The organism is Micromonospora orduensis, from assembly GCF_006228125.1.
GTDB lineage: Bacteria > Actinomycetota > Actinomycetes > Mycobacteriales > Micromonosporaceae > Micromonospora > Micromonospora orduensis.
The window spans coordinates 1-11,612 of the sequence record NZ_VDFY01000300.1 but is presented as its reverse complement, the minus strand read 5'-3'; the positions used below and the strand labels follow the sequence as shown (position 1 = coordinate 11,612).

At 71.3% G+C, this 11,612-nt stretch carries 11 protein-coding genes; 8 read left to right on the top strand and 3 right to left on the bottom strand.

The features are described 5' to 3' along the window. Positions 1–29 precede the first annotated feature (29 nt). Positions 30–887, bottom strand: a complete 858-nt coding sequence (locus tag FHG89_RS31570) for an SPFH domain-containing protein (protein ID WP_139588038.1) — start codon at positions 885–887, stop codon at positions 30–32. Positions 888–1,111: 224 nt separating this feature from the next. Between FHG89_RS31570 and FHG89_RS31565 the strand changes: the two genes are divergently transcribed. From FHG89_RS31565 to FHG89_RS31530, 8 genes are all read left to right on the top strand, one after another. Further along, positions 1,112–1,873: an ABC transporter ATP-binding protein gene (locus tag FHG89_RS31565; protein ID WP_139588037.1), complete on the top strand. Its 762-nt coding sequence runs from the start codon at positions 1,112–1,114 to the stop codon at positions 1,871–1,873. Next, positions 1,860–2,552 (top strand): ABC transporter ATP-binding protein, encoded by a 693-nt coding sequence (locus FHG89_RS31560; RefSeq protein ID WP_139588036.1) that lies wholly within the window; start codon positions 1,860–1,862, stop codon positions 2,550–2,552. The genes FHG89_RS31565 and FHG89_RS31560 overlap by 14 nt, the downstream gene beginning before the upstream one ends. 51 nt (positions 2,553–2,603) lie before the next feature. Next, the gene (locus FHG89_RS31555; protein ID WP_208761176.1) at positions 2,604–3,854 is read left to right on the top strand and encodes an ABC transporter substrate-binding protein; all 1,251 of its coding nucleotides are present in this window, start codon (positions 2,604–2,606) and stop codon (positions 3,852–3,854) included. A gap of 10 nt (positions 3,855–3,864) precedes the next feature. Next, positions 3,865–4,746: a branched-chain amino acid ABC transporter permease gene (locus FHG89_RS31550; protein WP_139588034.1), complete on the top strand. Its 882-nt coding sequence runs from the start codon at positions 3,865–3,867 to the stop codon at positions 4,744–4,746. Further along, positions 4,743–5,756, top strand: a complete 1,014-nt coding sequence (locus FHG89_RS31545; protein WP_139588033.1) for a branched-chain amino acid ABC transporter permease — start codon at positions 4,743–4,745, stop codon at positions 5,754–5,756. The genes FHG89_RS31550 and FHG89_RS31545 overlap by 4 nt, the downstream gene beginning before the upstream one ends. 76 nt (positions 5,757–5,832) lie before the next feature. After that, positions 5,833–6,465 (top strand): transcriptional regulator, encoded by a 633-nt coding sequence (locus tag FHG89_RS31540; protein WP_244296043.1) that lies wholly within the window; start codon positions 5,833–5,835, stop codon positions 6,463–6,465. Between the two features lie 163 nt (positions 6,466–6,628). After that, positions 6,629–8,197 carry a DHA2 family efflux MFS transporter permease subunit gene (locus FHG89_RS31535; protein ID WP_139588032.1) on the top strand — a complete coding sequence of 523 codons (1,569 nt, stop codon included), beginning with the start codon at positions 6,629–6,631 and terminating at the stop codon, positions 8,195–8,197. Positions 8,198–8,208: 11 nt separating this feature from the next. After that, entirely contained in the window at positions 8,209–8,817 is a 609-nt protein-coding gene (locus tag FHG89_RS31530; RefSeq protein ID WP_139588031.1) for a TetR/AcrR family transcriptional regulator, read from the top strand. A 10-nt stretch (positions 8,818–8,827) separates the two neighbouring features. Here FHG89_RS31530 and FHG89_RS31525 read toward each other — a convergent pair whose 3' ends face one another. Together FHG89_RS31525 and FHG89_RS31520 are read right to left on the bottom strand one after the other, a co-directional pair. Then, positions 8,828–10,747, bottom strand: coding sequence for a helix-turn-helix domain-containing protein (locus tag FHG89_RS31525; protein ID WP_139588030.1), 1,920 nt, complete (start codon positions 10,745–10,747; stop codon positions 8,828–8,830). 14 nt (positions 10,748–10,761) lie between these two features. Next, complete coding sequence (locus tag FHG89_RS31520; RefSeq protein ID WP_139588029.1) at positions 10,762–11,544, bottom strand: 3-hydroxybutyrate dehydrogenase; 783 nt, start codon at positions 11,542–11,544, stop codon at positions 10,762–10,764. Positions 11,545–11,612 lie beyond the last annotated feature (68 nt).

The window sequence follows — 11,612 nt, the reverse complement described above, 5'->3', positions numbered from 1 at the left end:
GCATCGTGTCGGTGCGGGCCGGCTCGTTCTCACTTGCCGGTGACGATGCCCGGGTTGATGCAGAGACCCGGGTTGGCGCCGTTCTTCTCGGCGATCTCCAGGCAGCGGGTCACCTTGTCGACCTTCGCGTTGGTCTCGGTGATCTGCTTGGAGATCTCGGCGTTCTTGCGGTCCTGCTCCAGGTTGCGGGTCTGGGCCAGCTTGTCCTGGAACGCCTTGATGTTGCCCTCGGTCTTGTCGTCGTGGTTCACCCGCGTGATGGTGACCGAGAGGATGTCCACGTCGGTGGCGAGTCGGGTCTCCGCGCTGGTCTTGATGTTCGCCGCGAACGGTTTCAGGTCGACGTTGAGGTCACCGGTCTGGGCGTCGATCTTCTCCAGCGGGTTGTACGCGGCGAACGCGTCGTTGACGGCGCTGTCGAGCTGCACGCCCACCCGCTGACCCCGGAAGCTGACGAAGTCTCCCTTGTAGTCCATGAACTGCTTCGGCGCGTTCTCCGGCTTGACCTGCCACTCGATCAGCACCTCGACGCACGCGTCGGCGAGCGTGCCGGTGCGCACCCGTACGCAGTTGTTGCCGCCGATGTGGTCGTACTTCTGCCGGCCGGCGTCCCACTCGCCGACCTTCTGCCAGGGGGCGACCCACTTCAGGCCCGAGCCTGTCACCTCGCCGGTGGGCTTGCCGAAGCTGGTGACGATGCCGACCGAGCGGATGGGCACCGAGTGGGCGCTGGAGGCGATGCCGACCACCAGGGTGAGGGCGAGGAAGCCGAGAGCCGCGAGGGCGGCCATCCGCTTCAGCGGCCGCGCGGGGGCGACGAGGGCCAGGACGGCGCTGACCGCCAGGGCGACGGCGAAGACGATCGCCATGGTGAAGCCGACGGGCATGGGGTGGGGACCTTCCGCTGGGCTGTGTGGATCATCAACCTAGGAGGTTGGGTCAAGCCGGAGGCACGCGGGAGTGGAGTTCGCGCACGTCCCCTGACCGCCGAATATGGAGTTCATCGACATGGCTCGACTCGCGCGGCCCGCCGTAGGTTTCCTGCACGCGACGGGCCTGTGACCACGGTCACCGGATCGACAGTCGCCGCGAGCGTGCGGAGGATGAGGCGATGGCCGGGCAAGCGCTCCTGTCGGCCCGCGGGCTGACCCGGGACTTCCGGGGATTCCGGGCGGTCGACGACGTCGACCTGGACGTCGCGGCGGACAGCGTGCACGCGCTGGTCGGCCCGAACGGCGCCGGCAAGACCACCCTGTTCAACCTGCTCACCGGGTTCCTCGCGCCCAGTGGTGGGCGCATCGAGCTGGCCGGGCGGGATGTCACCGGGCTGCCGCCGGAGCGGGTCGCCCGGCTCGGCGTGGCCCGTTCGTTCCAGATCACCAGCCTCTTTCCGCAGCTGTCCGCCCGCGAGCACGTCGCGCTGGCGTTGCAGTCCCCGAGCGGGCTGGGCTGGCGGTTCTGGCGGTCGGCCAAGCTGATGGGTCGCTACACCGAGCGGGCCGACGAGCTGCTGGCCATGGTGGGGCTTGCCGACCTGGCGCACGCGCCGTCGGAGGCGCTGGCGTACGGCCGCAAGCGGGCTCTGGAGCTGGCCATCGCCCTGGCGCTGGACCCGAAGGTGCTGCTGCTCGACGAGCCGACCGCCGGGATGGGCCTGGAGGACGTCGACCGGACCGTCGAGCTGATCAGCCGGGTCCGCCAGGGCCGGACCGTGGTGATGGTGGAGCACAACATGAGCGTGGTGGGTCGCCTCGCTGACACCGTCACCGTGCTCCAGGCCGGCAAGGTCCTCGTCGAGGGCCCCTACGAGCAGGTTCGCGCCGATGAGCGTGTGATCACCGCCTACCTGGGAGCCGCCGATGCTGCGCATTGAGAACCTGTCCGCCTTCTACGGTGAGGCGCAGGTGCTGCGGGACGTCAGCCTCCAGGTCTCCGCCGGCGAGGTGGTCACCCTGGTCGGGCGCAACGGCGCCGGGAAGTCCACTCTGCTGCGCTGCGTGATGGGGCTGCACGCCGGTCAGCGCGGCACGGTCGAGCTGGACGGGCGGGACATCACCAGGCTGCCGGCGCACCGGCGGGCCCGCCTCGGGCTGGGCTGGGTGCCCGACGACAGGGGCAGCTACGCGACGCTGACCGTCACCGAGAACCTCACGCTGCCGCCCACCGTCGGCCCCGACCCGTGGTCGCTGGAGCGGGTGTACGAGGCGTTCCCCGCGCTGTACACCCGGCGGGACTCGGCGGCCACCATGCTCTCCGGCGGCGAGCAGCAGATGCTCGCGCTGGCCCGGGTGCTGCGGATGGGCGCCCGGCTGCTGCTCTGCGACGAGCCCACCGAGGGGCTGTCGCCGCTGCTGGTGCAGCAGGTCGGTGACCTGCTGCGCGAGGCCAAGCGGCACGGGGTGACCGTGCTGCTTGTCGAACAGAACCTGCACTTCGCCACGGGCGTCGCCGACCGGCACTACCTGCTGGCCGAGGGGCGCGTCGCCGAGGCGATGGACAACTCCGAGGTGCGCTCGCGCGAACGCGAACTGCTCGCGTACCTCGGGATCTGATTTCTCCCAACGACGATCCGCGCGACGGCGCGCGGGATGGATGGAGTGGGCATGCGCAGGACGGTGGGTGTGGCTGCGGCGTCGGCCGCGGTGGTGCTGGTCGCCGGGTGCGGCGGCGGTGGCCCCCAGTCGGGCGGCGACCAGAAGCTGACCGGCGACAAGATCGTGTTGGGCGTGCTCAACGACCAGTCCGGGGCGTACTCGGAGTTGTCCGGCAAGAACTCGGTGACGGCTGTGGAGATGGCCATCGCCGACTTCACCGCGAAGTACGGCGACAAGGCGGTGACGAAGGACATCACCGTGGAGACGGCCGACCACCAGAACAAGCCGGACGTGGCCAACTCCAAGGCCCAGGAGATGTACGACCGCAAGGGTGTCGACCTCATCCTGGACGTACCCACCTCGTCGGCGGCACTGAAGGTCGCCGACGTGGCGAAGGAGAAGAAGAAGCTCTACTTCAACATCGGCGCGGCGACCACCGACCTGACCGGCAAGAGCTGCAACAGGTACACCTTCCACTACGCGTACGACACGTACATGCTGGCCAACGGCACGGGGAAGACCACCACCGAGCAGATCGGCAAGAACTGGTACATCCTGTACCCGAACTACGCCTTCGGTCAGGACATGGAGAAGAGCTTCTCCACAGCCATCACGGCGGCCGGTGGCAAGGTGGTCGGCAGGGACGGGGCGCCGTTCCCGAACACCAGCGGGGACTTCTCCACCTTCCTGCTCAAGGCGCCGAACCTGAACCCGAAGCCGGACGTGCTGGGCACCATGCAGGCCGGCGCGGAGCTGGTCAACGTGGTGAAGCAGTACAACGAGTTCAAGCTGCGGGAGAAGGGCGTCGGCCTGGCGGTCGGGTTGATGTTCCTCACCGACATCCACTCGCTCACCCCGGCCGCGCTGGCCGGCACCACGTACACCGACGCCTGGTACTGGAACTTCGACGCGAAGAACCGGGAGTTCGCCGACCGCTTCCAGCGCAAGGCCGGCACCCGGCCGACGTTCGCGCACGCGGCCAACTACTCGGCGGCGTTGCAGTACCTGGAGGCGGTGCAGGCGGCCGGCACCGACGACGCGGACGCCGTGGTCAAGGGCCTGGAGGGCAAGACGGTCGAGGACGTCTTCCTGCGCAACGGGAAGATCCGCGCCGAGGACCACCGGGTGGTGCACGACGCGTACCTGGCCCAGGTGAAGCCGCAGTCCGAGGTCACCGAACCGTGGGACTACGTGAAGGTGCTCAAGACGATCCCCGCCGCGGAGGCGTTCCGCGCGCCCTCCGCGGACTGCAAGCTGTGAGCGGCTCGCGGTGAGCGGCTTCGCGCAGAACACGTTCAACGGGTTGGTGAGCGGGGCGTTCTACGCCCTGCTCGCCCTCGGGCTCGCGGTCATCTTCGGCATGCTGCGGGTGGTCAACTTCGCCCACGGCGCGTTCTACATGCTCGGCGCGTTCGGCGCGTACGTGCTGCTCACCGAGGCGGGCGTGCCGTTCTGGGCGGCCCTGGTGATCATGCCGGTGGGGCTGGGTCTGCTCGGCATGGCGCTGGAACGCGCGGTGATCCACCGGTTGACCAGGCTGGACCCGCTCTACAACTTCCTGCTCACCTTCGGCCTGACGCTGATCCTGCAGGACCTGGTGAAGCTGCGTTACGGCGTGCAGTCCAGCCCGTACGCCACTCCGTCGCTGTTGAGTGGGTCGGTGAACTTCGGGCTGTTCGACTTCCCGACGTACCGGGTGTTCATCCTCGGCTTCGCGGCGCTGCTCTGCGTCGCGGTGTGGTGGGTGCTGACCCGGACCCGGATCGGCATGGTGGTCCGCGCGGCCACCGAGCGACCGGACCTGACCCGCGCGTTCGGCATCGACGTCGGACGGTGGGTGACCCCGGTCTTCGGCTTCGGCATCGGGCTGGCCGGCCTGGCCGGGGTGCTGGCCGCGCCGATGCGCGCGGTCAACCCGTTGATGGGCGCCGACCTGATCATCGTGGTGTTCGCGGTGGTGGTGATCGGCGGGCTGGGCTCCATCTTCGGGTCCGTCGCCGCCGGCTTCGGCATCGGCCTGGTGCAGGCGTGGGGCGAGGCGTACCTGTCGCACTTCCCGATCGTGTCGCAGACGATCGTCTTCGTCGTGATGGCCGGCGTGCTGCTCTGGCGTCCGGCCGGGCTGTTCGGCCGTGAGGAGGCGCCGGCATGACCAGCACCGTGGACACTCCCGCCGACGCGTCCCGTCCGTCCCCGCCGTCCGGGCTGGTCGCCGTCGCCCACGTCCCCGGGTGGGCGCGGTACGCGCTGCTCGCCGTCGGATTGCTGGTCGCGGTGTGGCTGCCCAACGGCCTCTACCCGGCGGTCGCGGTGGACATCCTCTGCTGGGCGCTGTTCGCCGTCGCGGTGGACCTGCTGCTCGGCTTCACCGGGCTGATGTCCTTCGGGCACGCGGCGTTCTGGGGCACCTCGGCGTACGTCACCGGATTGGTGGCCATCCACGCCGGCCTGCCGTTCCCCCTCGCGGTGCTGGCCGGGGCGCTCGCCGCGGCGGTGCTGGCGGTGCCGATCGGCTACCTGGCGGTGAAGCGGACCGGCATCTACTTCGCCATGGTGACCCTGGCCTTCGCGCAGATGGTCTACTACGTCGCCAACGAGTGGCGCTCGGTGACGCAGGGCGAGAACGGCCTGCAGGGCGTACCCCGGGAGCTGTTCGGCCTGGACCTCACCGACGACTACTACTTCTACTACGCGATCCTGCCGATCGTGCTGCTCGGGCTGGCCGCCGCCTGGCGGATCGTGCACTCGCCGTTCGGCCGGGTGCTGGTCGGCATCCGGGACAACCCGGCCCGGGCCCGGGCGCTGGGCTACCCGGTGCACCGCTACAAGCTGACCGCGTTCGTCCTGTCGGGGTTCATCGCCGGCCTGGGCGGTGGGCTCTTCGCGGTCGGCCACCGTTTCGTCTCGCTGGACGTGCTGCACTGGACCACCTCCGGCAAGGCCGTCATCGTGGTGGTGCTGGGCGGGATCGGCACCCTCTGGGGCGGGGTGCTCGGCGCCGGGATCGTCGTGCGACTGGAGGACTGGCTGTCGTTCTCCGGGTTCGAGGCGATCGGCCTGGTCACCGGCGGCATCTTCGTCCTCGTGGTGGTGCTGTTCCGGCGCGGCATCTGGGGCAGCGCCGCCGCGCTGGCCCACCGGTTGGCGGCCCGCCGCCGGTAAATTCCGCGACGGCGCATCCGCCGCGCGTCGTTCCAGCGAACCCCCGGGTAGGGAACGTCTACCCGGGGGTACGTCTGTGTTTACCGATCCGATGCCGGCCGAGGCCGTGGAGACCGCGCACAAGCAGGTCCGCCTGGCGGCCGAGGACCTGGACGGTAGCCGTGTCGCCACGCTGGTGCTGGAGTTCGCTGACGGGTGGGGTGTGCCGGCGCTGTGGGAGCAGGTCTGCCGGCCGCTGCTGGTCCAGTTGTCGGGGCGTACCGCCGCCGAGATCGCCGTGGAACGCGCCCTGTGCGAGGGCGTCCGGGTCGGCCTGGACGTGTACCGCCGGGAGCCGGGCCGGTCGCTGCCCACCGGCGGGGTGCTGCTGGCCGGCGCCGAGAAGGAGGCGCACTCGCTCGGCCTGCACGCGCTCGCCGCCGCGCTGCGCGAGCGGGGGCGCGGCTGTCTGCACCTCGGCCCCGCGCTGCCCTGGTCGGCGTTGACCAGCGCCGTGCACCGGGCCGTGCCGCATACCGTCGTGCTCTGGTCGCAGACGCCGGTCACCGGCCGCGCGTACCGCCTGGTGCGGTTCGCGCGGGACTTTCCGCTCCTGCGGGTGTACGGCGCCGGGCCGGGCTGGATCGAGCCGCTCGCCGCGCCGGCCCGCCGGCTGGACACGCTGTCGGCTGCCGTCGACGTCTGCCTGGACGCCACGCGTCCGCGCTGAACCCCGGCCGGCCGTGCGCCCCCCCCGCGTCGTTCCGGACGTGACGCCCGCCACATGAGATACGAAACCGTTCCGTATCGTTATTAGCCGTCGTAGTCTGATCGCCGTTACGAGTCTGACCCGTATCGTATTGCGGCGGGTGAAACCGGGGGGAGAACCGGGCATGGAACTGCACGACAACACAGGACATCCGAGGAGGTGGGCGATCCTGGGGGTGCTGGTGATCAGCCTCCTCGTCGTGGTCCTGGACAACACGATCCTCAACGTCGCCCTGCGCACCCTGGCCGACCCGGTGCACGGCCTCGGCGCCAGCCAGGGCGAGCTGGAGTGGTCCATCAACTCCTACACCCTGGTCTTCGCCGGGCTGCTGTTCACCTTCGGAGTGCTCGGCGACCGCGCCGGCCGCAAGCGCTTCCTCATGATCGGGCTGGCGCTGTTCGGCCTGGCGTCGCTGCTCTCGGCGTACGCCGACAGCCCCGCGCAGCTCATCGCGGCCCGCGCCCTGATGGGGGTCGGCGGCGCGGCCATCATGCCGGTGACGCTCTCGATCATCTCCAACGTCTTCGACCCGCGCGAGCGCGGTCGGGCCATCGGCGTCTGGGCGGGCGCGGTCGGCCTGGCCGTGGCGATCGGCCCGATCCTCGGCGGCACGCTGCTGGAGCACTTCTGGTGGGGCTCGGTCTTCCTGATCAACGTCCCGGTGGTCGTCGCCGGCGTGATCCTGGTGGCGCTGCTCGTCCCCGAGTCGCGTGACCCGCGTCCCGGCCGCGTCGACCTGCTCGGCGTCCTGCTCTCCGTGGTCGGCCTGGTGGCCCTCTCCTACGGCATCATCGACGGTGGCGAGCACGGCTTCGACCGCCCGGTGGCCTGGGGCTCGATCCTGGTGGGCCTCGCCGTGCTGGCCTGGTTCGTGCGGCACGAGATGCGCTCCGACCACCCGTCGCTGGACGTCCGGCTGTTCAAGGTGCCGCGCTTCGCAGCGCCGGTGGCAATCGTCGGCCTGGTGTTCTTCGCCGCGATGGGCGTGATGTTCTTCAGCTCGTTCTACCTGCAACTCGTGCGCGACTACAGCCCGCTCCAGACCGGCCTGCTCTTCCTGCCCTTCGCCGGCGCGCAGCTGATCTTCGCGCCGCGCAGCGCCGCGATGGTCCGCCGCTACGGCGGTCGGGCCGTGGCCACCGTCGGCCTCGCGCTGACCGTGGTGGCGCTCGCCGCGTTCGCCTTCATCGGCGCGTCCACCCCGATCTGGATCGTGCTTGTCGTGTTCTTCATCCAGGGCGTCGGAATGGCGAACATCATGCCGCCCGCCACCGAGTCGATCATGTCGGCGCTGCCGCGGGAGAAGGCCGGCGTCGGCTCCGCGGTGAGCAACACCGTCCGCCAGGTCGCCGGCGCGCTCGGCGTGGCCGTCCTCGGCTCGGTGCTCTCCGCGGTCTACCGCGCCGACGTGAGCGACGCGTTGACCGGCCTGCCCACCCAGGCCCAGGACGCGGCCAACGAGTCGATCTCCGGGGCGTACGCGGCGGCCGGGCAGCTCGGGCCGGCGGCGCCGACGCTGATCGCGGCGGCCAACGACGCCTTCGTCACCGCCATGCACTGGGCCGCGGGCCTCTCCGCGCTGGTCGCCGCGCTCGGAATGCTTGTGGTGCTGCGCTGGATGCCGGGTCGGGAGACCGCGACCGGCGCCGCGGCGGCGCCTGTCGCCGAGCCCGAGTTGGCCGGCAGGGCATAGGTTCGGGAACAATGTCGGACATGACGTCCACCGCTGATGCTCCGCGGTCGCCCGGGCGACCGCGGAGCGTCCGCGCCGACGAGGCGATCATCGAGGCCGCCCTCGACCTGCTCGCCGAGGGCAGCACCATCGAGGCGCTCTCGATCGAGGCGATCGCCGCCCGCGCCGGGGTCGGCAAGGCCACCATCTACCGCCGGTGGGCCGGCAAGGAAGCGCTGCTGCTGGACGCGCTGCGACGGCTCAAGGGCATCATGGCGCAACCCGAGGGACACTCCGTCCGGGACGACCTGATCCTGCTGGTCGGCGCCATCGGGAGGAACGTCGACCCGCGCGCGTCGAAGATCATGCCGTGCCTGGTGCCCGAGGTGAACCGCAGCCCGGACCACTTCCGGCTCTACCAGAGCATCATCGCCCCGCGACGGCAGCTGATGCGCGAGGTGCTGCGGCGCGGCATCGACGAGGGCGTGATCCGCGCCGACATCGACATCGAGGTGACCATGGCGCTGCTCACCGGGCCGATGCTGATCCAACGGGTGCTCCAGTGGAACCCGGAGCTGGACGAACGGACCCTGCCCGCGCAGGTCGTCGACACCGTCCTGGCCGGCATCCAGGCCCGCTGACCGCCCCCGATCAGGCGGCGGGGGTGCGCAGCCGGTGCAGGCGCAGCGCCAACTGCACCTCCAGCGCCCGCTCCGGCCTCTGCCAGTCCGCGCCGAGCAGCTGACCGACCCGCTCCAACCGCTGAGTCACCGTGTTGACGTGCACGTGCAGCTGCTCGGCGGCCCGGGCCAGGCTGCCACCCACCCCGAAGTACGCCTCCAACGTCTTCACCAGCGCCGTACCCCGCCGGGCGTCGTAGTCGACCACCGGACCGACGGTGGCGCGCAGGAATTGAGTCACGTCCGTCTCGCCCCGGTCACCGACAGTGCCCAGCAGCAGCCCGACGAAGCCCAGCTCCGCCGTGCTCGCCCCCTGCCCGGCCCGGCCCAGCGCGCCCAGCGCGGTCAGGCACCGGTCCGCCTCGTGGAACGTCCCGGCCAGCGCCGTCGGCCCGGTGGCCGGGCCGCTCGCACCGGCGGTCACCGGGCGGCCGGTCACCCGGGACAGGTCCCGGGCCACCGCACGGGCGCTGCCACCGGCGTCTCGACCGGGCAGCATCAGCACCACCCGACCGTCGCGCGCCGCCGCCAGGCCACCACGCGCCGAGGCGTACGTGGTGGCCCAGGACAACACCCGCTGCCGGGCCGAACCGGTCGCGGCGATCGCGTCGTCGCCCACCGCCACCAGCACGTGCGGGGCGTCCAGGTCCACAGCCAACCGGCGGGCCCGGCTGCGCAGCGCGTCGGTGTCCCGCAACGGCCGGGCGATCAGGTCGTCCAGCAGCTCGCCACGGACCCGCCCCTCGGCCTCGGCGACGGTCCGCCGGAACAGCAGCAGCAGCGCGGTCACCAGCGCCGCCCGCTCCAGGATCCGCTGGTCGGCGTCGACCAGCTCGTCGTCCGGGCGCAGCACCAGCGCGCCCAGGTTCTCCGCGCCCGCCACCACCGCCGCGTACCAGAGCGGGCCGCGGCGCACACTGCGCCCCTCGGTTCGCGACGCGGCCACCGCCTCGACGATGTCCGTCCGGTCCGGCTCGTCGATCTCGCCCACCCGGGCCAGCAGCCGCCCCTCGGCGTCCAACGCCAGCAGCGCCCCGCCCAGCACCTCGGTCACCGCGGCGGCCACGTCCTCCACCCCGCCGCCGCGCAGCACAAGCGCCGTCATCCGGTCGTGCGCCGCGGCGGCCCGCTCTACCGAGCTGCTGTGCGCCCGGATGGTGGTGTTCGCCGCCGACAGCTCGGCCAGCGCCGAACGGGTCTCGGCCAGCAGCCGGGCGGTGTCGATCGCCACCGCGGCGTGCGCGGCGAGGGACACCAGCAGCGCCACCTCCTCCCGGACGAACGGCCGGGCGGAGCGGTTGGCCGCGTAGAGCACCCCGATCGAGGTCGAACCGAGCCGCAGCGGCACGCCGAGGATCGCCACCAGGCCCTCCTCACCGACGCCGGCGTCGATCTCCCCGGTGTGGTGGAAGCGCTCGTCCTCGCCGTAGTTCGCCGTCACGTACGGGGCGCCGGACTGGGCCACCAGGCCACCGAGGCCCGCGCCCATCGGCAACCGCAGACGTTGGAAGCGGGCCGAGACCGACCCGTCGGTCACCCGCATGTACGTGTCGCCGCGCTCGTCGTCGTTGAGCGTCATGTAGGCCACGTCGGCGCCGAGCAGATTGCGCGCCCGGTGCACGATCGCCCGCAGCACGTCGTCCAGGTCCCGCAGGCCGGCCAGGTCACTTACCGTGTCGTACAGGCCGGACAGCTCGGTCTCCCGGCGACGCCGGCGCTCCAGTAGCGCGCGGACCCGCAGCGCCACCGTCCTGGCCTGCTCCAGCTCGGCCAGCCGGTCGGCCGGCAGACCGGCGGCCCGCGCGGCCACCAGTGGACCCTCGAACTCCACAGGTGCGGCCTCGCGGGCGAGCAGCTCCAGGAACTCCACCGACGACGACATGGTCGACATTGTGCTCGGGCGCACTAGTTCGCCGTCCAGCCCCCGTCGAGGGCGATCGACGCGCCGGTGATGAAGGCCGCCGGGGGCGAGCAGAGGTACGCCAGCAACTCCGCCACCTCCTCGGGCTCGATCAGCCGCTTGATCGCCGCGCGGGCCAGCATGATCTTCTCGATCACCTCAGACTCGTCGATGCCGTGACTGGCGGCCTGGTGGGCGATCTGGCTCTCCACCAGCGCCGTGCGCACGTACGCCGGGTTGATGCAGTTGGCCGTCACACCGTGTGCTGCGCCCTCCAACGCCACCACCTTCGACAGCCCTTCCAGCGCGTGCTTGGCCGAGACGTAGGCCGCCTTGTACGGCGAGGCGCGCAGCCCGTGCACCGAGGAGATGTTGACGATCCGGCCCCAGCCGCGCGCGTACATGTGCGGCAGCGCCCGACGGATCAGCAGGAACGGCGCCTCGACCATCACCCGCTGGATGTACTCGAAGCGTTCGACCGGGAAGTCCTGCAGCGGGGCGACGTGTTGGAGCCCGGCGTTGTTGACCACGATGTCGACGTCCGCGTCGAGCCGGTCCACCGCGGCGGGGTCGGCCAGGTCCACGCCCTCGGCCCGACCGCCGGCCTCGGCGGCCACCGCCTTGGCCGCCTCCAGGTTGCGGTCCACCACGAGCACCTTGGCGCCGGCCGCGCCCAGCCGCAGGGCACAGGCCCGCCCGATGCCGCTCCCGCCCCCGGTGACCAGGGCGGTCCGACCGGCGAGGTCGACCTGCACGACGTGGGGGACCGCCACGGGTTCTGCCGTCATGGCGCAAGAAGTTACGAGCTGTGAGAGCCCCGGCACATGGGCCGACGACACATACTCCGGTCCAAAGC